Origin of the sequence: Staphylococcus caprae, assembly GCF_003966625.1 — a bacterium.
Taxonomy (GTDB): domain Bacteria; phylum Bacillota; class Bacilli; order Staphylococcales; family Staphylococcaceae; genus Staphylococcus; species Staphylococcus caprae.
Window position 1 is genome coordinate 1,585,363 of record NZ_AP018587.1, and the last position, 25,006, is coordinate 1,610,368.

The following is a 25,006-nucleotide window of genomic DNA, read 5'->3' on the forward strand; positions in this document are numbered from 1 at the left end:
GATTTTTTAATGTCTCTATTATTCATCACCTACATTTTATGTCCAGCCATGAGACCTAATCGACCATGCTTTGTTCCAGCTTCAGTATAGGAAGTAGCTTTAGAAACAATACCTTTGCCATACTTCAAATGTAAATGGTCAATTGTTTTAGCAAGTTTTTCATCTCTTTTGCGTTCATATTCGTCGATAAATAAATTAAGTTGGCGATCTTGCTCATCAACAAATTGTGTCAAAGATATACTTAACGTTCTATAAAGTGCATTTTTATCACATAATCGATTGGCAAAATAATTAACCACCTTGAAAATATCCCTTTCTAAATTTGTAGGATCTTCCAAAGTATATTGTTTGTGTACGCCTCCTTCATCAGCATAACCAAAGGAAAAATGAATTGTACGTGCTAATTTTTTTTGTGCTCTTAAACGACTTGCTACATCTTCAATAAGTTCTTGCATGACTACTTTCGATTCTTCAAATTGATAATCTCTCATTAAAATTTGACTTTTACATATTGAAGGGTTTGTAACTTTATATTTTTCTCTTACTTTGCTTTGATCAATACCATTAGCATGTAAATGCATATCTACGCCTAACACACCAAAATCTCGTTTCAAATAGCGATATGGATATTTTGCTAAATCTCCAATCGTAAATATGCCCCTTTTGTTCAACTTTGCCTCCGTACGTCTATTAATTCCCCAGAAATCTCTTAAAGGTTGAATTGGCCATAACTTTTCAGGTACATCTTGATAGCGCCACTCCGCAATTCCATCTTTGGTATGCTTTGCCTCTATATCCATAGCTACCTTGCTCAATAGCATGTTGGAGCCTATCCCAACAGTACAATGAATACCTGTCTCTTCTAATATTTCTTTTTTTAATCTTTCACAAAATGCATAAACCGTGGAACTAAATCTATGATAACTATCAGTAATGTCCATAAAGAATTCGTCAATACTATATTGATGTAAATCTTCGGGTGGCACATAACGTAAAGCAATTTTCGAAATAGCAACAGAAACATTCAAATATTTTCTCATACTTGGATTAATAATATAAATATCACTACGATGTGGTATTTCAAAAAGTCTTGAGCCTGTTTTAATCCCAATTTCCTTCAATTTTGGTGTCGCTGCTAATACCACTGAACCTTGTCTTTTAGTATCGGCTACGACTGCCAATTTCGTTTCTAAAGGATCTAACCCCTTTTCCATACACGAAACACTCGCAAAAAAGCTTTTCTGATCAATACATAATACATCTCTATCCTCTAATAGATTATAGTCATACATAACTACGCCTCCCTTACAAAATCCATTATATACGAACGTGAGTTCTCATTCAATAAAAATAGGAACAAATGTTCTGTTTTATTATGAGCAAACCTTCAGATAACTTTCATGCTATACTAAAGAAGAACATTTCAATTCATTAAGGAGGATGTTATATATGCCTATCATCAACGTGAAATTATTAGAAGGACGTACAGATGAACAATTAAAAAATTTAGTGACTGAAGTGACTCATGCTGTTGAGAAAACAACGGGAGCAAACAAAGAAGCGATACATGTGGTCATTGAAGAAATGGAAAAGAGTCACTATGCAGTTGGCGGAGTAAGAAAATCTGATCAATAAAACGCAAAATCCCTGAAACACGAAGCAGGTTATCATATCTACTTCGGTCTCAGGGATTAAATTAATTTTTATCAATTATTTATTTTTCTCATCATCTTAGTTATTATCATCAAAGAACTCTTGGATTGCTTTTTTGTTCTTCTCTTTATCGATTTGCAGTGCACTTCCGTCATTATTCGTATTAATATCTTGATACGTATTCTTAACAGGCACTGTTAAAGATTTAACATCTTTATCTCCTCGAATACCAAAACTTAATCCAGTTTGGAAAATAGCTGAATTAGGCATGTCCGTATTAACATAACCTCTCAAAATACCTGCAACTTTCGGCAGTTTTGCAACTGTATTAAAATTCACTAACTCTTGTTTTAAAGTTTGCATTACTTGTTGCTGGCGTCGAACACGACCGAAATCGCCTTCTGCGTCATGACGGAATCTTGCATAACCTAATAACTCTTTACCATTTAATCTATGATGTCCTTTTTTCAATGATACTCCTATATTGGCAGACATATCCTTTTCTACATCCATAGGAACACCATTAGGTTCTAATTCATCAATCATTTTTTCAAATCCGGTAAAATCTACAACTGCATAATATTCAGGATTGATACCTAAATTTTTATTAAGTGTTTTTCTTAATAGTTCAGGGCCACCCAGTGAGTAAGCAGCGTTAATCTTATATTTGTCATATCCCGGAATATCTGCATAAATGTCTCTCATAACAGACATCATTTTCATTTTTTTATTTACATAATCATATTGCATGACCATGATTGAGTCAGTACGAGATTTCCCGCCTTGTGCTTTATCCGCACCAAGTACAAGCACAGAAATCTTACCATCATTTTTTACGGCGCCATTAAATTTATGCACCTTGACATCTTTTGCATGTTCTTTAGCATATTTCATACCACTATTGTATTGATGTACGATATATACAATGAGTGCAATAAGAATGATGAGGAAAATTAAAATGATAAAAGGTAATTTGCGTAGTCGTTTGTTCTTTCGTCGCCTAGAAGGTGTCGATGTTGTGCCTGTGTGACGTCGATACTCTGTTTCTCTATTATCCTTCTGTTGTGTCATATTTACCTACCTTATATCTTCAAAATTACATACCTATATACTATAATTAATATGTATTAACGTTATAGAAAAAGTATTCAAATTGCAAGAGTTTTTTTAACAAATGGTACTAAGGTCCAATGAAAGGATGTCACAAATGAACATTAATACGGCATACTTTGCTGGTGGCTGTTTTTGGTGTATGACTAAACCTTTTGACACATTTGATGGTATTGAAAAGGTCACTTCTGGTTATATGGGTGGACATACTGAGAATCCTACATACGAAGAAGTAAAAACCGGTACTACTGGCCACTTAGAAACAGTAAAAATAGAATATGATGTAGCTCTTTTTTCATATCATAAACTATTAGAAATATTCTTTTCCGTTATTAATCCATTAGATGAAGGTGGACAATTTCAAGATAGAGGTTCTCAATATCAAACAGCTATCTTCTATTCCAATAAAGATCAAAAGAAATCAGCTGAGGAGTATATTGAAAAACTTCAAGACAGTTTAAACGCCGACAAAGCGATAGCGACTCGAATCTTACCCGCTTCAACATTCTACGAAGCAGAAGCATACCATCAAGATTTCTATAAAAAGAATCCCGAACGCTATGCAAAAGAACAACAAGATAGAGCAAATTACTATAAATAAGATAAATAGCGATTGTAATGAATAAACAAATTCACTACAATCGCTATTGTTTTATTTATGTCTAATGACTCTCATAACTTTTAACATACTTTCCCACAAGGAACTATCCTTTCGATAAACTAAAAATCTTGGTTCCCAGTTAGGTCCATACTTTTCCTTATAACGTCTTAAACCTTGGAATCGATATAATCCATTGAAATGTTCGAACACTCGTCCTGCTAGACGTTCTCTTAAATAAGAGTAATGTAATTGCCCCACATTTGAAAGTGTAGCCATTCCCATATTAAACGCTTTATATCCCTTTTCTTGACCCCATAACAACATATGAAGATAAAGTCCGTCCATTAGAGGCAGATCAAGTTCAGGAAGCCATCTAATTAAATCCACAGAAATAGCATCGTTGAAATGTGTCGGCATCAGACTACAAAATGCAATCATCTTACCATATTGATCTCGCATGACACCAATTGGCGCTTTAGAGAGATAAGGTTGTGTAAATTGTCCTACAGAAAAATGCATTTCATCTCGTCCATCTAACCATCTATCACTGACATATTTAAGTTCATTAAAGAAATCTTGTGAGAACGGTGGTTCAATAATTTCAAAAGAGATATTTAAATCTTCAATTTTGTTTAAAGTTGCCCTAAAGCCTCGACGTTTTTTACCAGAAGTCGTGAAAGTGGTTAAATCAATAATTGCTTCCTCTCCCAATTTGAAAAATTGATTTCCAAAATTGTGATAAAGTGGCATGTGACGATCACTAATTTGATAGAAAATAATATTGTAACCACGATATTCAGCAAATTGATAAAATTTTTCCAATAAAGATTCAAATGTGTTGGGATCTCCAATTGGATCGCCTAGTACTACTAAAGTATTGGATTTATAACGGTACATAAGAAATGCTTTTTCATTTTCATCGATAAAACAATCTTTATCTCCACTATAAACAAGATGACTCAAATAATTTCCACCATATTCATGAATAATCGACTCACAAATTGATACATCAGTCATACGATGAGGTCGCTCGAATTTATAATCGAAAAGCCACGCAATTAAACCAACAATGAGAATTACAATTAAAATCGTAATCCAGAAGTAATATCTTAATAACGACGTATCTACTTCTATGTGATAAATATCTAATGCATAGAGTGTTTCTGCAATTAGAAAATGATTTAAATATAAAACAATTACACTCACTACTAGCATTAAAACTAACTTTCTGAAACGGAAAGGTCGTTTAAGGACTTGCGCACGACGATAAGCTAAAACTAATAATACAAAAATAAGCACAAGCCAAGTTAATAATAAGAACGACGCATACGTGTAAATTGTAGCTGCAACAATTAATATAATAGAAATCATCGCAAAGATAATCGCACGTCGACTCTGTTTAAAAATACCTCTCACGTTCAAGATAAGTAATAAACAAGCACTCGTATGAATGGCTAAAGTGATATAGTAAGCAAAGTGATTATCATCATATAAGCCGTCATAAACAATCGTTAAATTATTAATAAAGAAAATTAAACTTGTTAAAAATACTAACGTTGCTAATGAAAATGAAGGTATTTTAGCTAAAATGTCTTTCTGATAAGATCTTAAAAATGACGTAAAATCTTTCGCAGGAACATAATATTTCGAACCTTCAATATATTTCTTAGCAGTTGTACCAAATTCAAAGGTAGATAGTACAAGTGCAATAAGTACTGGCACAAAATAATACGCAAATCGATAAAGTAGTAAAGCTAAAAGTATTTTTTCTTCAGATACGCCTAAAGATTTAAGACCAAGTAATACAACTAAATCGAAGGCCCCAAATCCACCTGGAATGAAACTGACTAAACCAGATAATGCAGCAATGACGAAAATACCAATAAACGTCATAAATGAGACGTGAATACCAACGATAAGTGCAGCAAAGTAAAGCACTGTAGCTGCCGCCATCCACTCTATACAAGATACAAGTGTACAATAAACACCCATATAGCGATTAGACTTATCCGCTGGTTTAACAATTGTATAAATAATAAATATTGGGAGGAATAACGCCACAATATATAAAATCCAACGTACCCATGTGATTTTATCCATCATGTGTGATGCATTAAATACATGGAGAACGACTAATATGGACAAGAGACTAAGTCCGGTTAACATGGAAATTAATATAATTGAAATATAGTGAACGAGCTTTTTAGTATCATGTGTATAATTTTTATATACGAAAGCTCTAACCCCTGCGCCAATAAAGCCACCGAAACCTACAATCGCATTTAAAGCATTGATAATATAACTTACTCTTAATACTTTCGGTATCGGCATTTGTAATTTTAGTGATTTGACTAAAATGATGTCATACAGTGACAGGAGGATTAATGAAGCACCGCCACCTGCAAATAATAAAACAAGCCACACTCGATTAATTTTGCCAAATTGCATCAAAGTATCCTTAAAGTTTATATGCGATAGCTCACGATACAATGTGAAGATGACAAAAATGAATAACGCTGTGGCAAAGATAAATTTTAATATGGAAAATAATTTACTTTTTAATTCTTGCGTCATTTTTTCACTTCAATTCTAATTTAAATCTATTACATGTCAAAATATATCATAAAGCCAGCCGTTATAGAATATAAATTGATAGATATGTATCTAACAGAATTGTAATGCAAAGTAAGATTACATGAATTTGATGAAAATTTTATGCAAAACAGGTAAGTGAATCCTTTGAAAACAACTTGTTAGACACACAATTTTAATAAAAAAAGAGCGGAACAGAAATATAATTTAACAAAATTATATTCGTCGTCCCGCTCCCAACTTGCACAGCTTTAAGACTAAGATATTAAATGATGTCTCAACCTCGATTAAACACCACAACTAATCAGTAATTTCTTCTTCTTGTTTGATACTATAATCCCCAGCATCTTCCCCATAATAACGGTTATATCTACGTTTAAATAGTAAGAAGATATGAGAAACTAATACTTTTAATACAGCATAAAATGGAATACCAATAATAACACCTACAACACCCATTAAGTTACCTGCACATAGCAAGATAAATATAATTGTTAATGGATGAATTTTTAACGTTTTACCCATTACGTTAGGTGAAATAAAGTGTCCTTCAAAGAATTGAACAAGTGTCCATACAATGGCTAACTTAAGCAACATTAATGGAGATGTAATAATTGCGATAACAATTGCAGGAGAAATAGCAATTGTTGGTCCTAGATATGGAACAACACTTGTTACGGCTGCAATACTTGCTAAAACTAAGGCATATTTTAATCCAATAATGGAATAACCTATAAATAATAAAACACCAATACAGAATGAAACGATAATTTGTCCTTGAATATATGAACCAACTTGAACGCTCATTTTTTCAAGTAAATCATGGAAGTCTTTTCTGAATTTTGGAGGCATAATTTTTGTAGTATAGTCTTTGAAGCGATGACCATCTTTTAACATAAAGAATAAAACGAAAGGTGTCGTTACTATAACTACGCCTACGTTTGCTACAGCCTCTGCAAATGATGCAAGTTTCGAACCAAAGCCATCAAAGTAATCTGATAACATCGATGGAATTTTCTTCTGAGCTGACTCTAACCAATCATTAATTTGGCCCATATAGCCAGATAGAAGTGAATTATTTGTAATCTTATCTACTGATTGAGTGATCTTACTTAAATAATGTGGAGAGTTCTTAATGAAACTCTCTACTTGTGAACCAATTAATGGAATAAGTAAGTTCACTATCAACGTAATAATACCTACTATAGCAACATAGATAATTGTAATACCAAGTAATCTAGGTATTCGATAACGTTCCATTAAATTCACAATTGGATTAAATAAATAGAATAAGACTAATGAAACGATAATAGGTGCAGCAATCGTGTTAAAAACAATTATAAATGGTTCAAACACATAAGACACTTTATCAAAGATAAAAATGACTATACCTAGTAACACAAGTGCAGTTAAACCGTAAATAAGGTCATTGCCACCTAAAAATCTCATAAATCTTGATTCAGAAAAGCTAAAAATATGTTTTTTCTTTTCACTGGACTTATTTTCATTTGTCATTAAATTCACCATACCTTACATTTATAAGTCAATTGATATTGAGATTTGTATTAAGTTAGATTAATAAACGAATTTGTTTAAAAATACAATAATCATCATAACACAAAACAATTAAAGTTAATCATATTTGTTTGAAAATAGTAAAATAAATGAGCCATTCATTCATCGTTTGATATTTATTTGTGCTTCAAAATGATAAATATGTAATGCGAGATATACAATCTCAGATTCATCTATAATGACGTCAAATTGTCTTTGAATCATTTTCAATATTTTATAAGCAGTATTAAAACATTGCGGATAAAGTTGCTTAAGCATAGAAATAAAATTGTCCTGAGCGGCGACATTTTCACCTTTAGTTAATCTATAAATTAAAAATTGTATGTGTCTGATAAAACGCTGATATTGAATTGTAGTTTTATCAATTTCGTGATTTAAATCCGTTTCAATAATTGTCATAATTTTACTTATCAATTTATTAATTACTGATATATCATGCATGGATAAATCTTCAGAATTAGAAGCTATATGCAATGCAATAAAGCCGATTTCATCTTCAGGAAAATATACATCTAATGTCTGGTTCAAATTATTAATCACTTGTTTAGCAATTTGATAAGCATCACTATATAAATGTTGTGTTTCTATTGCAAAAGGATTAGAAATCACTTGGTTTTGTTTTAATCTTTTATATGCGAAAATAATATGATCCGTGAGTGCTACAACTAAACTTTTATCATCAGTTCTAATCGCAGCATCAGAGATAATATTAACTGATTCAATTACTGCTTGTACAACGTGGTCTTCTCCCATTTCAACCAACGTTTGATAGTGTTCTTTTTGTTGTTTTTGTTCTAATTTATAAACCTTTTCAATGGAGGCACTATCATCTAAAGTCATCCCCACTTTCTTATTAAACCCAATCCCTTTACCAATTAAGACAACTTCATGATTATCACTTGTGCATATGATGACGTTGTTATTTAGTGTTTTGGTTATCTCATATCTACTCATCATAATCACCTTTCTATTATCATTAGTAAGATTATAATGCTATTTTTTGAAAATGAAAAGCGACTTATGAAGGCACATATGTATCATTCATAAATTGAAATTGTACAACAAAATGTATCATTCGATATTAAACAAAAAGAACGACTTGATAAGCATATGAATGCCTCAAGTCGTTACGTTTACTTCATTATTTGTGATTACGAGGTATCTTACCTTGTTGTCCCCATGATTCAATGCCAAATAAGTTGATTTCTAAATTTTCAGGTTTAAATACAGGTTTCTTACCTTCTTTACGTTGTTGCTGATAATCTTTCATCACAGCGAAGGCTATATTAGATAATCCGATAATCGAAATAATATTTACGATAGCCATTAATCCCATAAATAAGTCGGCAGTGCTCCAAACCGTTTCAGTTTTCGCAACTGCACCAATAAATACTAAAAGAACAACTAAACATCTAAAGATAAATAATACTGCTTTATTTTTAGATAAAAATTCGATGTTTGATTGACCATAATAGTAGTTACCAACTACAGATGAGAATGCGAATAAAGTAATTGCAACTGTTAAGAAAATACCGCCAGCAGAACCTAAATGTTCATTTAGTGCTGATTGTGTAACAGCCACACCTTGAGGTGCATTTTCTCCAAATTTCAAGCCAGAATATAACAGAATCATAATGGCTGTAGCTGTACAAACTAACATTGTATCAAAGAACACACCTAATGATTGAATTAAACCTTGTTTAACTGGATGCGGTACAGCAGCTGTTGCTGCAGCATTTGGCGCAGAACCCATACCAGCTTCATTTGAGAATAAACCACGTTTAATCCCTTGAAGTATAGCTGCACCTACAGCACCACCAGTGACTTGTTGTATACCAAATGCACTTTTAATAATAGTGCCAATCATTGGAACGATTTGATCAATATTTAATAATAAAATAACGAGTACCATTCCTATGTAAATGATTGCCATGATAGGTACGATGAGTGATGATAATGTTGCAATGCTTCGTACACCACCAAAAATGATAATAGCAGTGATAACCGCTAAGATAATACCAGTTATAACTGGACTCACATGGTATTGCGTATTTAGAGACTCTGCGATTGTATTAGATTGCACTGTATTAAATACAAACGCAAATGTAACCGTGATTAATGTCGCAAAGACAATACCTAACCATTTTTGGTTCAACCCTTTTGTAATGTAATAGGCTGGACCACCACGGAAACCGCCCTCTTTATCATGCACTTTATAAACCTGTGCTAATGTTGCTTCCATAAATGCACTTGCTGCACCAATAAATGCGATAATCCACATCCAAAATACTGCACCAGGTCCACCTAAAACGATCGCCGTAGCTACACCGGCAATATTACCAGTACCTACACGTGAACCAGCACTAATCGCAAATGCTTGGAAAGGTGATATTCCTTTTTTACCACTACTTAATGTCTCAGGTTTCTCAGTGAGTGCTCTAAACATTTCAGGCAACATTCTTAATTGGACAAATTTAGAACTAATTGTAAAGAAAAATCCTGCTGTTAATAGTAATCCAATAAGATATTGCGACCAAATCAAATCATTCCCGACTTGAACAAAAGATTTAAACCAGCCAGGAATCAAATTATCGAAATCTTGCAAATCGAATCCCTCTCATCCTCTTAAATTTATTCTCTTAAACGCACCAAGAGATTTATGCTACTTTTTTATCATCAAAAAAGTTTTACTAGTACTGAATCAGTACCGTATACCTAACTTTTTGAATCCTCAAATTAAACATAAATCCCTTGTGAATTTTTTAGTTAAGATTATTAAGAATAATTTTATCATTTTATTATGCGATTGCATATACTTTTTTTATTCTAAAACCATACTTACAACTTGTCCAAATTCATCTACATCGATGATAAATGAACCATTCGTATATTGTTCAGACAGATGAACATCAGTAATACTGCCCGATTCTTCATTACTATTTGAGAAAATTGTGTACGTTTCTTGATTTTCTCTCACTACAGCTGCATCGACAATGCGGTGTGGATTTTTCTTCAGCTCTTTTAATAAAGTAATACCGCGTTGAGCACGTTTCGCTGCTTGAAGCACTTTATAGCTAATACGTTTAATAGCGCCACGTTGTGTAACCATAATGATTGAATCAGATTCATTTACCTCTTCAGTCATCACCACATAATCTTCATCTTTAAGATTAATAGATTTAACACCTGCTGCTCTTAGACCTGTGTCTGATAATTCGGCTGTAGAATATGTAAGTGACATACCTTTATTAGTAATTACCGTGATAAGCTGATCCGATTCTAAACGTACCACATTGATTATTTCATCTTTGTCTTTCACTTTCATACCTACAAGTGGCTTATTGAATCTTGTTGTTTTAAATTGAGAGACACTACTCTTCTTAATCATTCCATTTCTTGTTGCCATTACATAGAAAGCATCATGATTAAAATCTTTTTCATTATAAACATTAATCACTTGCTCATCTTCGTCGATAGGAACAATTTGTGAAACGTGTTGACCTAATTCTTTCCAACGAATATCAGCTAACTTGTGTACTGGAATAAATAGATAACGTCCTTTGTTAGTAAATACTAATACTGTATCTTGAGTATTTACTTCTTGATATTTTAACAATCTGTCTCCGTCTTTTAATCCAATTTCAGTCACACCGCTCGCGTTAAAACTACGAGTAGATGTACGTTTGATATAACCGTGACGAGTAATACTTAAAATGACTTCCTCACTAGGAACCATAACCTCTTTATCGATTTTAATTTCAGAAATCTCAGCTTCAATTGCTGATAAACGATCTACTTTGAATTTTTTCTTAATCTCATTGAGTTCGTCTTTGATAACTGTTAATAACGCGTCATGGTCATCTAAAATATTTCTTAATTTTTTAATTAATGCTTCTAATTCGTCATGTTCTTCTTCTAGTGCCACGATATCCGTATTAGTTAATCTATACAATTGTAGCATGACGATGGCTTCTGCTTGTGCTTCAGTAAAATCAAACTCAGCGACTAAATTATCTTTAGCATCTTTTTTGTTCTTAGAATTACGAATTAAAGCAATCACTTCGTCTAAAATAGATAAAGCTTTCATTAAACCTTCAACGATATGCATACGTTTTTCTGCATGATCTAAATCATAACGAGTTCGATTAGTGACAACTTCTATTTGATGATTTAAATAGCTTTCAATAATTTCTCGTAATCCCATTAATTTAGGTCTACCATCACTAATAGCGACCATATTGAAATTATAAGAAATTTGAAGATCAGAATTTTTATATAAATAGTTTTTAATCGATTCACTATTTACATCTTTCTTCAATTCGATAGCAATACGTAAACCAGTTCTATCTGTTTCATCTCGAACTTCTACAATACCGTCAACTTTTTTATCTGCACGAAGTTCATCAATGCGTTTAACTAAACTACTTTTATTTACTTCATAAGGTATTTCAGTAACAATAAGTTGCTTTCGTCCACTTCTTAACTCTTCTTCATCTACACGTGAACGAACGACTATTTTACCTTTACCAGATTCATAAGCTTTCTTAATACCATCAACACCCTGTATGATGCCACCTGTAGGAAAGTCAGGACCTTTAATATATTTCATTAATTGACTCACAGTGATATCAGGGTTATCTATGTATTTCAAAGTAGCTTGAATGACCTCTGCTAAATTATGAGGTGGAATATCTGTAGCATAACCAGATGAAATACCAGTAGAACCATTAACTAGAAGATTCGGGAATCTTGAAGGTAATACCATTGGTTCTAAAGTTGTATCATCATAGTTTGGAATGAAAGATACAGTTTCCTTATTAATATCGCGTAGTAATTCTTCAGATAACTGGCTTAATTTAGCTTCTGTATAACGCATAGCTGCAGGCGGATCGTTATCAATACTACCGTTATTACCATGCATTTCAATAAGTACGTGACGTAGTTTCCAATCTTGGCTTAAACGTACCATTGCATAATATACTGAAGAGTCGCCATGAGGGTGATATTGTCCAATAACATCCCCGACTGTTTTAGCACTTTTACGGAAATTCTTATCAAATGTATTACCACTTGAATACATTGCAAATAAAATTCGACGTTGTACTGGCTTTAATCCGTCTCGTACATCGGGTAATGCACGCTCTTGAATAATGTATTTACTATAACGACCAAAACGGTCACCGATAACATCTTCAAGTGACAAGTCTTGAATTATCTCACTCAATTCGTTTCCTCCTCAACATATTCTTCGTTCTCTAATACTTGAACTTCTTTATTATCTAAGATACTTTGATCTTCTTGCATACCAAACTCTACATGGCTTTCAATCCATTCACGACGTGGTGCAACTTTGTCGCCCATTAGTGTCGTTACACGTTTAGATGAGCGCACTTCATCTTCAACCTGTACACGTATTAATGTACGCGTCTCTGGGTTCATTGTTGTTTCCCATAGTTGTTCCGGATTCATCTCACCTAAACCTTTATATCTTTGTAATGTAAAGCCTTTACCCAATTGCTTTTGTAATTTTTCTAATTCATCATCCGTCCATGCGTATTCTACTTTTTTAGATTTACCTTTTCCTTTTTCCAATTTATATAAAGGAGGCAACGCTATAAAGACACGACCTGCTTGTACAAGTGGCTTCATGTATTTAAAGAAGAATGTTAATAGTAATACTTGGATGTGCGCACCATCTGTATCCGCATCGGTCATAATAATTATACGATTGTAATTACTATCTTCAATTTTAAACTCATTACCTACACCAGCACCAATTGTGTGAATGATTGTGTTAATTTCTTCATTCTTGAAGATATCTTCAAGACGTGCCTTTTCTGTATTAATAACTTTACCACGAAGCGGTAAAATAGCTTGGAATTTACGGTCACGCCCTAGTTTAGCAGAGCCACCAGCAGAATCGCCCTCTACAAGATAGAGCTCATTTTTATCAGTGTTTTTACTTTGAGCAGGTGTTAATTTACCAGATAGTAATGTATCTTTGCGCTTGTTCTTTTTCCCAGAACGTGCATCTTCACGTGCTTTACGTGCAGCCTCTCGAGCTTGTTGCGCTTTAATAGCTTTTTTAACTAATGATTTAGAAAGTTGTCCTTTTTCCTCTAAGTAGAATGGCAATTTCTCAGATACAACTGAATCAACAGCACTTCTAGCTTCAGAAGTACCTAATTTAGATTTAGTTTGGCCTTCAAACTGTAGTAATTCTTCAGGGATACGTACAGAAATGATTGCAGTCAATCCTTCACGTATATCATTACCATCTAAGTTTTTATCTTTTTCTTTTAATTCATTAATACGACGCGCGTAGTCGTTGAACACACGTGTCATCGCAGTTTTAAACCCAACTTCATGTGTTCCGCCGTCTTTCGTACGAACGTTATTTACGAAACTTAGAATACTCTCAGAATATTGATCGTTATACTGGAAAGCAACATCTACTTCAATATTGTTCGCTAATCCTGAAAAAGTAGTAACGTCATGTAGTACTTCTTTACCTTCATTGACATAACTAACAAATTCTTTAATACCTTCTTCGTAATGGTAAACTTCTTCACGTTCTTTACCACTACGTAAATCAGTAAGCGTGATTTTTAAATTTTTTAATAAAAACGCAGATTCTTGTAAGCGTTCACTTAAAACATCAAAATTAAATGACGTTGTCGCCTTAAATATCTCTGGATCAGGTTTAAAAGTGACTTTCGTACCCGTCTTTTTAGTTTTTCCTTTTTTATTCAAACCTGTCGCAGGCATTCCACCATCTTTAAAACTTTGAGTATAAATATTTCCATCTCTATGTATTTCAACTTCTAACCATTCACTCAAGGCATTAACAACTGAGGCACCTACACCATGAAGACCACCTGATGTTTTGTAGCCGCCTTGACCAAATTTACCCCCAGCATGCAAAATCGTGAAAATGACTTCAACAGTTGGTTTACCAGAGGCATGGATACCTGTAGGCATCCCACGTCCATTATCTTCAATTGAAATACTGTCATCTTTATTAATAGTTACAGTAATTTCATCACCATAACCGTTTAATACTTCATCGACGGAGTTATCGACAACTTCATATACGAGATGATGTAATCCACGTTTATCAGTTGATCCTATGTACATACCAGGTCTCTTTCTAACAGCCTCAAGGCCTTCAAGCACCTGTATAGAATCATCTGAATAAGTATTTTGTTTATTCATTGCCAATGATTTCGCCCTCCTACAAACGTACGTTCGTTTTTAAAACTATACAATAGTTATTCTTATATAAATTGGCTTAAATTGCAAGTATCATTTATATAATCAAGTTGTTTTGATTGCAGTAATTCAATAAATTGAATTATCAATGTTCTAATTGTTTATGAATATGGTAAAATGAAGCTAAGTCACTAAAGGATGTGTAAGTTTTATGATGATTGTCGTCATGTTAGTTTTAAGTTATCTTATCGGTGCATTTCCAAGTGGATTAGTAATTGGAAAGTTATTCTTTAAAAAGGATATTAGACAATATGGGAGTGGCAACACTGGAGCAACAAATAGCTTTCGTGTTTTAGGGAGGCCAGCTGGTTTTGTAGTAACATTTCTAGATATTTTCAAAGGATTTATTACAGTCTTTTTCCCATTATGGTTCCCAGTACATGCGGACGGAGTGATTAGTACTTTCTTCACTAACGGGTTGATTGTAGGGTTATTTGCAATTTTAGGCCATGTGTACCCTATCTACCTTAAATTTAATGGTGGCAAGGCTGTAGCTACAAGTGCTGGAGTAGTACTTGGCGTTAATCCAATTCTACTCTTAGTCTTAGCAATTATATTTTTCAGTGTTTTGAAGATATTCAAATATGTTTCATTATCTAGCATTATCGCTGCTATTAGCTGTGTCATCGGCTCTCTTATTATACATGACTATATATTGCTCGGAATGAGTGGACTTGTATCAATTATACTCATTATTCGACATAGAACAAATATTGTTAGAATTTTTAAAGGTGAAGAACCTAAAATTAAATGGATGTAACTTAAAATTTGAAATTCAACACTAGAGGTATACTTACTTCTAGTGTTTTTATTTTCAAAAATTATAGAACGGCTAAACTCAGTGTTTTTTAATACGCTTGTAGGCTGTATAAATTATCTTTACATTTGTGATGTGCTATAATGCGAATATTATTAAGAATTTAAATTACATTTTAAATATAATTAATACTGAAGGGGTGAAAAAATGAATATTGAACTTACAGATGAAGCGGTTAATTGGTTCAAAGATGAACTTGATTTGCCAGAAGCTAATAAAGTACTTCAATTTTATGTAAGATATGGTGGAGAATTTCAACTTAAACAAGGATTTAGCCCTGCGTTTAATGTCGAGCAACGAGAAGATATAGAAATAGGTTTTGAAAAGAGCTACAATGGTTTAAATGTTGTTGTAGCTGAAAAAGACTTATGGTACTTCCAAGATGATGAAATCAAGGTAGATGTTGTGAATCATGAAGATGAAATATCATATAGTAAAAAGTAAAAAAACGACCCGCTTTTGAATCACCCAGAAGCGGGTCAATTTAATATTTATAAATTTTCGATGCCATGTTTTACTTCTGCATCTTTACCTTCTTGATTTAATTCGGAAACTTTACTATAAGTTTCATGCCATTCAGGGAAATAACGATCTAGACGAATAGGTCTAAAATTATCAGCTTTCATACAAATTAATTCAGTTGATCCTGTAGTTGCCAGTTCACCTTTTTCATTGTAAACCTCATAACAATATAAAGAACGTAGTCTTGAATACTTTTCAACCCACGTTTTAATCGTTACTTTTTCAGGATAAAAAATAGATTTCTTATACTTGATATTTAAATCAGTTACAGGAGAAATGATACCTTCTTTCTCCATATCAGCATAGCTAAATCCCAGTTTTCTTATGTAGTCTGTTCGAGCAACCTCAAACCATGTAGCATAGTTCCCATGATAAATAACTCCCATTTTATCTGTTTCTTGGTACCTCGCTTCAATTTCAGTCAAACTATAAATCATATTAATAAGTCCTTCTTTCAGCTTTTGTTTCTTAGTTATATTGTAAGCATAACACAAAGAAGCCGTGCCAACATAAACGTTAACACGGCAAGTGGTTCAACTTAACACATACTTAAATTATTATGAAATAAGATTATTGTGCTAATTTATTTCTTAGTACCATTTGTAAGATACCACCATGACGATAGTAATCTAATTCTACTAATGAGTCGAAACGTACGATAGCTTCAAAGTCTACAACATCGCCATTTTCTTTTTTAGCATGAACTTTAACTAAGTCATGTGGTTGAACATCTTCAGTAATATCGACTGAGATTTCTTCTTTACCATCTAAACCTAATGACTCTGCAGAATCACCTTGTTGGAATTGTAATGGTAAAACACCCATCATTACTAAGTTTGAACGGTGAATACGTTCGTAACTTTGAGCAATAACAGTTTTAACACCTAATAAGTTAGTACCTTTAGCTGCCCAGTCACGAGAAGATCCCATACCATAATCATTACCTGCTAATACAGCTAATCCAGTACCATCTTCTTTATATTTCATTGCAGCATCATATATAGGCATAATTTCTTCAGTTGGCCAATAAGTTGTGAAGCCACCTTCAGTACCTGGAGCTAATTGGTTTTTAATACGAATATTTGCAAATGTACCTCTTACCATTACTTCGTGGTTACCACGACGTGAACCATATGAGTTAAAGTCACGAATAGGTACATCATGATCTAATAGGTATTTACCTGCTGGTGTATCTTTACCGATAGCACCTGCTGGAGAAATATGGTCAGTTGTAACTGAATCACCAAATTTACCCATCACACGTAAGTCTTTAAGTGGTTCAATAGTTCCTGGTTCTTTAGATAAACCTTGGAAGAATGTTGGATTTTGAATGTATGTTGAATTTGGATCGAAATCATATAATGGTTCATCAGTAACATCGATTTCATTCCACATTTCATTATTATTATATACATTTTTGTATTCTTCTAAGAATAATTCTGGAGTAACGACACTATCAACAGTATCTGAAACTTCTTTAATTGAAGGCCAGATATCTTGTAAATAAACATCTTCTCCATCTTTACCTTTTCCAATTGGTTCATTTTGTAAATCGATATCTACCGTACCAGCTAATGCATAAGCAACAACCAATTGAGGTGAAGCTAAGTAGTTAGCTTTTACTAATGGATGGATACGACCTTCGAAGTTACGGTTACCAGATAATACTGAAGTTACTAATAAATCTTCGTCCGCAACTGCTTTTTCAATTTCTGGTAATAAAGGACCTGAGTTACCGATACATGTAGTACAGCCATAACCTACTAGGTTGAATCCTAAATCATCTAAGTATTCTTGTAAGCCAGAATCTCTTAAATAACCTGTAACAACTTTTGAACCTGGTGCTAATGAAGTTTTAACGAATTCAGGTACTTTAAGACCTTTTTCAACTGCCTTTTTAGCAACTAAACCTGCACCTAACATAACGTAAGGGTTAGACGTATTTGTACAAGATGTAATTGCAGCAATTGCAATGTCACCAGTTTTCATTGTTGAAGTTGAACCATCATTGAATTTAATTTCTGCTTTTTTATCAAATTCACTGTCATCTAAACCATGACCTTGGTTGCCTGCAGGAGCAGTAACAGATTTTTCAAATTCAGTCTTCATGTCACTTAAGAAAATTAAATCTTGAGGACGTTTAGGACCAGATAATGAAGCTTCAACTGTAGATAAATCTAAGTCAATAACATCAGTATATTCTGGGTCTTCTTTTTCAACATCAAAGAACATATTATTTTGTTGTAAATATTCTTTAACTAATTCAATATGGTCATCTTTACGACCAGTTAATTTCATGTATTTAAGTGATTCTTCATCTACTGGGAAGAAACCACAAGTTGCACCATACTCAGGCGCCATGTTAGCAATTGTAGCACGGTCAGCTAATGGTAAATGTTGTACACCAGGACCGAAGAATTCTACAAATTTACCGACAACACCTTTTTTACGTAACTCTTCAGTAACACGTAAAGCTAAGTCAGTTGCTGTAGAACCTTGTGGTAAAGAATTAGTTAAACGTACACCGATTACTTCTGGAATTGGGAAGTAAGATGGTTGACCTAACATACCAGCTTCAGCTTCGATACCACCAACACCCCAACCTAATACGCCGATACCATTGATCATTGTAGTATGAGAGTCAGTACCTACTAAAGTATCTGGGAATGCAGTTTGTTCACCATCAACGTCACGCACGTGGACAACATTAGCTAAATACTCTAAGTTTACTTGGTGTACGATACCTGTTGCAGGTGGTACAGCGTTATAATTATCAAAAGCTTTAGTAGCCCAGTTTAAAAATTGATAACGTTCATAGTTACGTTCAAATTCTAATTTCATATTTCGTTCTAAAGCATCAGGGTTTGCATAGCTATCTACTTGTACTGAATGGTCAATAACTAAATCAACTGGTACTTCAGGGTTAATTTTATTAATATCTCCACCCACATCATTCATAGCTTTACGTAATGATGCCAAATCTACTACTGCTGGCACCCCTGTAAAGTCTTGCAAGATTACTCGAGATGGTTTGAAAGGTACCTCACCTTCGTTACCTTCTTTACCAAATTCACTTAATGATTTAATGTGATCGTCAGTAATTACAAAGTCGTCTTCTTGACGTAATACAGATTCTAACAAAACACGAATTGAGTAAGGTAATTTTGAAATTTTAGTTAAACCTTTTTCTTCTAATGTCTTTAAATCATAGTAAGTGTATGACTGGCCATTTAATTGGAAATGTTTCTTTGCTTGTTCTTTAAAATTAGAAGCCATTTAATATCCCCCTTGATATTTCTATATATTTATATTCCGTTAATTAAATTGTATTATTATATGTTTATCAAAACAACTGTGTAACATCATAAAAGACACTATTTACGTTTCGCATTTTTAATCAGGTAGTATAAGTAAAAGTTATCATTGACTGTTAGTGCAATAAGTAAATATTATTAATTGAGAATGGTTATCAATCCCAATTAAAATGAACCTTTTTGCTTTTCAAAAAATTTAATAATAAAAAAACCTATAGTATGAATTAATTTTCATACTATAGGCTAAAATTTAACTATTCTTCTTTTTCTTTATTTCTTCTAGCTTCTCTTTTTTCAAGAATATCTGACTCATAATCTTCTTGTTGATATTTAACATAATCTTGTAAACGATGTTTATTTGGAGTCAGTGTTAAACCAAGGAACTTACGCTCTTGATTGGCATCTTTATAGAAACTAATCATCATCATTATGACGACGAACGAGAATGGGAAGGCACTAATAATCGCAGCACTTTGAATAGAATTCAACGCTTTTGAACCATCACCGCCACCAGCTAGTAACAGTACGAATGCAATTAGAGCTTGTGCAATACCCCATGTAACTTTAACTAAACTACTTGGATTTAGAGAACCAAATGTTGTTTGCATACCTAAAACGAAAGTAGCTGAGTCGGCAGAAGTAATAAAGAATGAAGCAATTAATAATAATGCAATGATAGATAGTATCGTACCTATTGGCATATGATTGAATACACCGAATAGTTGCGTTTCTGGTGACATTTTGAATAATTCAGGATGTTTTTTACCTGTTTCAATACCTAGTACACCAAATACACTGAACCATACAAAGCTTACTAAAGCTGGAACTAATAATACACCTGAAATAAATTCTCGGATTGAGCGTCCTTTTGATACACGGGCAATAAATACACCAACAAATGGACTCCAACTTAGCCACCAACCCCAATAGTATAGTGTCCAAGTAGACATCCAATCACGTTTTTGGCCATTTAAAGCTGCAGTATCAAAACTGTTGAATAAGAATGTATTAAGTAAATTACCAGTTGAACTAGTTAACATATTGAGTATTAAAACTGTAGGCCCAATAATTAATGTAATAATCATTAATATAGCACCTAAACCAATATTTAAGTTACTTAAATATTGAATACCTCTACTTAAACCAGACCATGCACTTGCGATGAATAAAATAGTAACAACTACAATAATAATCCCTTGAACTAATGTATTGTTAGGAACTTTAAATAGGTAATTTAATCCGCCATTAATTTGTAAAGCTCCCATACCTAAGGAAACTGCTACGCCGACTAAAGTAGCAAAGACAGAGAGAACGTCGATGAATGTCCCAATAGGTCCTTCAACTTTATCTCCTAAAATCGGACGTAATGTTCTAGAAATCAACCCAGGTTCATCTTTACGGAATTGTGCATATGCTAAAGCTAATGCAACCACACCGTATATAGCCCATGCATGGAATCCCCAATGGAAGAATGTTGATCTTAAAGCTTCAGTATAAGCTTGAGTTGTTTTAGGATCAGCTGTTGGGGGTGCAGCAAAATCGGCCATTGGTTCAGCAGCACCATAGAAAACTAATCCTATTCCCATACCAGCACTGAATAACATTGCGAACCATGAAATTGAGTTGAATTCAGGTTTGTCATGAGGTTTACCTAACTTAAGTTTGCCGATTGGGCTGAAAATTAGGAAGATACAAAAGAAAACAATAATCGTAGTAAGAATTAAGTAATACCAACCTAATTTATTAGTAATCCACATTTTAATAGCATTTGTAATGCCATCAAACTTCTCAGGCCAGATTGCACCTATGAGTACGACTATAGCTACTATAATCGAACTATAGATGAATACAGAAGAAAACTTCTTATTCCCTCTTTTTTGAGAAGAAGAATTCATAATTAATTACTCCCTTCATCCAAATATTTAATTTTCAAAGTAGTAAAATTAAATAATTATATTTTTATCTTAAAAAATTTAACTTTACTAATACACTTCTACTAGGATATCAAACGTCTTTTTCATAATCAAATTTGCATAAATATAGTATTTGCTAAATTTATTATATGTTGTATAATTAGTCTTACATTTTACATAGAAAGGGACTATACATATGTTAAAGGAATTTAAAGAGTTCGCCCTTAAAGGTAATGTATTAGATTTAGCAGTTGCCGTAGTAATGGGCGCAGCATTCAATAAAATTGTCACTTCATTAGTTCAGTTCATCATTATGCCTTTAATAGGTAAAATCTTCGGTTCAGTAGATTTTGCTAAAGATTGGTCTTTCTGGGGCATAAAATATGGTCTTTTCATACAATCAATCATTGACTTTATAATTGTTGCTTTTGCTCTTTTCATCTTTGTAAAAATTGCTAATACAATTATGAAAAAAGAAGAAGAAGAGGAAGAAGTAGAAGAAAATACAGTTTTATTAACTGAAATCAGAGACCTATTAAGAGAAAAAAATTAATAAACATTTAGCCGCTATGGTTGGTTTACTTCATAGCGGCTATTTTTTGTCTTCTAATTTCTCTTAAATTGTGTGTTGCTTTGGTATTGATTACTTGAAACCTCTAGTATTAATGGTATCCTTTGTTTTAATTCACTAACGTGAGAGATTATTCCTACCATTCTCCCCGACGATCTTAAATTGATAAGTGTATCAAGTGCTGTTTCCAACGTTTCTTGATCTAATGTGCCGAACCCTTCATCAATAAACATTGATTCTAAAGTAATACCTCCTGATTCTTGTTGCACGATTTCGCTTAATCCTAAAGCTAAAGCAAGAGAAGCTTGAAATGTTTCTCCGCCGGATAAAGAACTGATATGTCTAGATTTATTAGAATGAAAATCAAATACATCAATCTCTAAACCGCTAAACCCTTGTGAAATTGCTTCTCTCCTAACTAATTGGTATCTATTACCACTCATTTGTAATAGTCTTTGATTAGCTTGGAAGATAATTTTCTCTAAATAGTAAATCAGTACATAGTTCTCTAAAGTTAATTTGTGACTATTTTTACCAGAAAGTATTTCAGTTAACAGAAATATCTCTTGTTGTTCTTTTAATTCATCATTGAGAATCGAAATAAGTTCTTTGATTTGTTTGATATTCTTAAGATTAGTTTCATTTTTATAATCTATCGTTGCAATTTCTGAATTAATCTCATCTAGTTCTTGTTTTTTATTAATCAATTGAGCTTCAATATCTTCTATATTTGATAATTCTTTGCCGTTAACAAGTTTTTCCAAGCGTTTTATTTCAAATTCATAGTTTTGATATTCAATATTATACTTATTTATCTCTTCTTCAATCGTTTGCTTTTGATTACTTAACTCAATTGTCTCTTCTATTTGTTCATAAGTTTCAAAGCCAATACGCTTCATTTCTTTTTCAATATTATTTTCAAGTTCTGTTTTTTCATTGTTTCTTTTTTCTAAATTATTATTAAAGTTCTCCACATTATTTAATTCAATGGTTAAATTACTTTTATTTTCAGTCAATTGATTTTTAATGTCTTCTAAATGAGTATTGAACGAATGTAATTCTTCTTTTCTCTTTTCATAGTAGTCTTTAAATGTACTAACCTTTTCAAATTCTGTACTAGCTTCAAAATCATTGAGTCTAATATTAATTTGTTCAAGTTGAGCTTTCTTATTATTTATCTCTAAATCTAATTCGTGACGACTTTTATCAAGATCTTTTTCTTTCTCATTAATCGATTCTAAAAATTTATTTTCTTCTTGTTGTTTACTTTTAACATCTTCTATGTGTGCTAACTTAGTTTTGAGTGTCTCTATATCTTGTGTTTCTTGAACCTGAAAATCTAACTCACTTTCTCTATTTTTTAATTCTTCTCTTCTACTTTCTAATCGAATTAATGTTTCTTTTAATGCGGTTTTATTATTTTCAAGTTCTTCAATCTGTTCTTTCTTTTTAGCAATTGACTCAAAATCAATATGTTCACCTAAAGATTGAATTTCATTACCACAAATTGGACAAGTGTCACCTATAGAAAGAGCTGATTTGATTTCTTCAATAAATGTTTGTTTATCATTGAGATCAACATTTGTAGCATCCACTTTAGCGATTAAAGACTTAATATTACTATATTTCTCATTCACTTCTTTAATTTTTTCATTATTTTCCTGTCTGTCTCGTTGAATTTTCTTAAATTGTTTTTCTTTTTCTAAATATTTTTCTATGTCCTCTATTGATTTTTTAAGTTCAACTATTTGTTGAGAGTATTGATCTATTATTTCATAATCTCTCGTCTTCCCATTAGATTGGTTTAATAAATTTTCTTTTTCAGTTTTAAAATGTTTATGCTTTTCTTCAAGTTTGCCTATTTCTTCAATTAATTCCGGTTTTCGGTTATAACTTTTTATGAAGGTATCGGCATTATTATAAAAATTAGCATTCAATTTAAGATAATCATTAATTTTTTCAAACTCTTTTTCTTTAGGCTGTAAAGTATTAAATTCATTTTCTAGATTTCTAATCTTCTTTTTAAAATTTTCCGCCTTAATCTCAGCTTTTTCTATCGCTAATTTTAATTCTTCGATTTCACTATTCACTACTTGTTCTCTCTTAAAAGAAGTGATTAGAATATTTGATTCATTTATTTTATTTAGTTCAACCTTTAGTTCTTTTATTTTGTCTTGTTCTTTCTTTAAATTTTCAAATTGTTCTTTTTGTTGGTTTAAAGCTTCAATATTTTGCTTCAACTCTTTATTTAAATTATATTTATTAGATATTTCTTCTACTTCTTTATTAACTGATATCTTCTTATCTTTATAATCTGATAATAACTGTTTACCATATTCAATAAAATCTGATGTCTTTTGAATAATTTTATCAGTTTGAGAGCTATCTATTTCTTTTAACTTTGATAAATTATCATTTTCATACGTAGCGAGACTGTTCCATAAATGATTGATTTGATTATATCTGTTTTCAATTTGAAGTTTTTCATTTTTAACACTATCCATTAAATAACTTCTTATTTCCTCAAAACGTTCACTATTAAATAATGTTCTAAGAATAGATTGCTTATCTTTACTATTTGATTGAAGAAATTTTTTAAATTCACCTTGAGGTAATATAAAGAGTTGACGGAATTGCTCAGCATTCACTCCCATTAATTGAACAATAAATTGATTTCCAGCATTCACTCTACTTTCTTTCAATTCATATTGATGATCAATTTGTTCATAAATATCAAGTTTTGCGTGCGTCTTTGTGGTGTTTCCTTCCTTTATAAAAGGTGCTTCTCTATGAACTTTAAAAATCTGATTATGAAGTTTAAACTCATAAGTCACGCTCATAGGTGATTTACCATCAGCAAAATGACTTCTTAAGTCATCTTCTTTTCTATTTTCAGTAGAAGCTTTACCAAATAAAGCATATACAATGGCATCAAAAATCATAGTTTTACCAGAGCCTGTTTTACCACTAATTAAAAATAACTGATTATTTTCAATTTGGCTAAAGTCTATTGTCTCATTAAGGAAAGGACCAAAGTTATTTAATTGGAGTTTGATTGGTTTCATA

At 32.3% G+C, this 25,006-nt stretch carries 17 protein-coding genes; 5 read left to right on the forward strand and 12 right to left on the reverse strand.

Annotated elements, in window-relative coordinates; genetic code table 11:
• Positions 1 to 29: 29 nt before the first annotated feature.
• Positions 30 to 1,292 carry a Y-family DNA polymerase gene (locus JMUB898_RS07560; RefSeq protein ID WP_044466273.1) on the reverse strand — a complete coding sequence of 421 codons (1,263 nt, stop codon included), beginning with the start codon at positions 1,290 to 1,292 and terminating at the stop codon, positions 30 to 32.
• Positions 1,293 to 1,449: 157 nt separating this feature from the next.
• Here JMUB898_RS07560 and JMUB898_RS07565 point away from each other — a divergent pair, with 157 nt between their 5' ends.
• Positions 1,450 to 1,635, forward strand: a complete 186-nt coding sequence (locus JMUB898_RS07565) for a 2-hydroxymuconate tautomerase (protein ID WP_037541435.1) — start codon at positions 1,450 to 1,452, stop codon at positions 1,633 to 1,635.
• 96 nt (positions 1,636 to 1,731) lie between these two features.
• Here the strand turns inward: JMUB898_RS07565 and JMUB898_RS07570 are convergent, their stop codons facing one another.
• A complete protein-coding gene (locus tag JMUB898_RS07570) occupies positions 1,732 to 2,724 on the reverse strand; it encodes an LCP family protein (RefSeq protein WP_002442751.1) in 993 nt (330 codons plus the stop codon).
• Between the two features lie 136 nt (positions 2,725 to 2,860).
• Here JMUB898_RS07570 and msrA point away from each other — a divergent pair, with 136 nt between their 5' ends.
• Positions 2,861 to 3,364, forward strand: coding sequence for a peptide-methionine (S)-S-oxide reductase MsrA (gene msrA / locus JMUB898_RS07575; RefSeq protein ID WP_037541434.1), 504 nt, complete (start codon positions 2,861 to 2,863; stop codon positions 3,362 to 3,364).
• Between the two features lie 51 nt (positions 3,365 to 3,415).
• On the opposite strand, the gene mprF is transcribed toward msrA, so the two are convergent.
• From mprF to parE, 6 genes are all read right to left on the reverse strand, one after another.
• Entirely contained in the window at positions 3,416 to 5,938 is a 2,523-nt protein-coding gene (mprF, locus tag JMUB898_RS07580) for a bifunctional lysylphosphatidylglycerol flippase/synthetase MprF (RefSeq protein ID WP_002442749.1), read from the reverse strand.
• A gap of 318 nt (positions 5,939 to 6,256) precedes the next feature.
• Complete coding sequence (locus JMUB898_RS07585) at positions 6,257 to 7,471, reverse strand: AI-2E family transporter (RefSeq protein WP_002442748.1); 1,215 nt, start codon at positions 7,469 to 7,471, stop codon at positions 6,257 to 6,259.
• Between the two features lie 162 nt (positions 7,472 to 7,633).
• Positions 7,634 to 8,485 (reverse strand): glucose PTS transporter transcription antiterminator GlcT, encoded by an 852-nt coding sequence (gene glcT / locus JMUB898_RS07590; protein ID WP_126501968.1) that lies wholly within the window; start codon positions 8,483 to 8,485, stop codon positions 7,634 to 7,636.
• Between the two features lie 187 nt (positions 8,486 to 8,672).
• Positions 8,673 to 10,136, reverse strand: a complete 1,464-nt coding sequence (locus JMUB898_RS07595; RefSeq protein WP_002442744.1) for a glutamine transporter AlsT — start codon at positions 10,134 to 10,136, stop codon at positions 8,673 to 8,675.
• A 216-nt stretch (positions 10,137 to 10,352) separates the two neighbouring features.
• On the reverse strand, positions 10,353 to 12,755 hold the full coding sequence (gene parC / locus JMUB898_RS07600) for a DNA topoisomerase IV subunit A (protein ID WP_126514792.1): 2,403 nt from the start codon (positions 12,753 to 12,755) through the stop codon (positions 10,353 to 10,355).
• The gene (gene parE, locus JMUB898_RS07605) at positions 12,752 to 14,746 is read right to left on the reverse strand and encodes a DNA topoisomerase IV subunit B (RefSeq protein ID WP_044466340.1); all 1,995 of its coding nucleotides are present in this window, start codon (positions 14,744 to 14,746) and stop codon (positions 12,752 to 12,754) included. The genes parC and parE overlap by 4 nt, the downstream gene beginning before the upstream one ends.
• 208 nt (positions 14,747 to 14,954) lie before the next feature.
• Between parE and plsY the strand changes: the two genes are divergently transcribed.
• Together plsY and JMUB898_RS07615 are read left to right on the forward strand one after the other, a co-directional pair.
• Positions 14,955 to 15,563 carry a glycerol-3-phosphate 1-O-acyltransferase PlsY gene (plsY, locus tag JMUB898_RS07610; RefSeq protein ID WP_002442738.1) on the forward strand — a complete coding sequence of 203 codons (609 nt, stop codon included), beginning with the start codon at positions 14,955 to 14,957 and terminating at the stop codon, positions 15,561 to 15,563.
• A gap of 204 nt (positions 15,564 to 15,767) precedes the next feature.
• Positions 15,768 to 16,064 carry a HesB/YadR/YfhF family protein gene (locus tag JMUB898_RS07615; protein ID WP_002442736.1) on the forward strand — a complete coding sequence of 99 codons (297 nt, stop codon included), beginning with the start codon at positions 15,768 to 15,770 and terminating at the stop codon, positions 16,062 to 16,064.
• A 47-nt stretch (positions 16,065 to 16,111) separates the two neighbouring features.
• Here JMUB898_RS07615 and menI read toward each other — a convergent pair whose 3' ends face one another.
• From menI to JMUB898_RS07630, 3 genes are all read right to left on the reverse strand, one after another.
• Positions 16,112 to 16,579, reverse strand: a complete 468-nt coding sequence (gene menI, locus JMUB898_RS07620; protein ID WP_037541430.1) for a 1,4-dihydroxy-2-naphthoyl-CoA hydrolase MenI — start codon at positions 16,577 to 16,579, stop codon at positions 16,112 to 16,114.
• A gap of 133 nt (positions 16,580 to 16,712) precedes the next feature.
• The gene (gene acnA / locus JMUB898_RS07625; RefSeq protein WP_002442733.1) at positions 16,713 to 19,418 is read right to left on the reverse strand and encodes an aconitate hydratase AcnA; all 2,706 of its coding nucleotides are present in this window, start codon (positions 19,416 to 19,418) and stop codon (positions 16,713 to 16,715) included.
• A 292-nt stretch (positions 19,419 to 19,710) separates the two neighbouring features.
• Positions 19,711 to 21,351: a BCCT family transporter gene (locus JMUB898_RS07630; protein ID WP_002442731.1), complete on the reverse strand. Its 1,641-nt coding sequence runs from the start codon at positions 21,349 to 21,351 to the stop codon at positions 19,711 to 19,713.
• 214 nt (positions 21,352 to 21,565) lie between these two features.
• Here JMUB898_RS07630 and mscL point away from each other — a divergent pair, with 214 nt between their 5' ends.
• Positions 21,566 to 21,922: a large conductance mechanosensitive channel protein MscL gene (gene mscL / locus JMUB898_RS07635; protein WP_002442730.1), complete on the forward strand. Its 357-nt coding sequence runs from the start codon at positions 21,566 to 21,568 to the stop codon at positions 21,920 to 21,922.
• Positions 21,923 to 21,975: 53 nt separating this feature from the next.
• On the opposite strand, the gene sbcC is transcribed toward mscL, so the two are convergent.
• Positions 21,976 to 25,005, reverse strand: a complete 3,030-nt coding sequence (gene sbcC / locus JMUB898_RS07640) for an exonuclease subunit SbcC (protein ID WP_002442728.1) — start codon at positions 25,003 to 25,005, stop codon at positions 21,976 to 21,978.
• Between the last annotated feature and the right edge of the window lies 1 nt (position 25,006).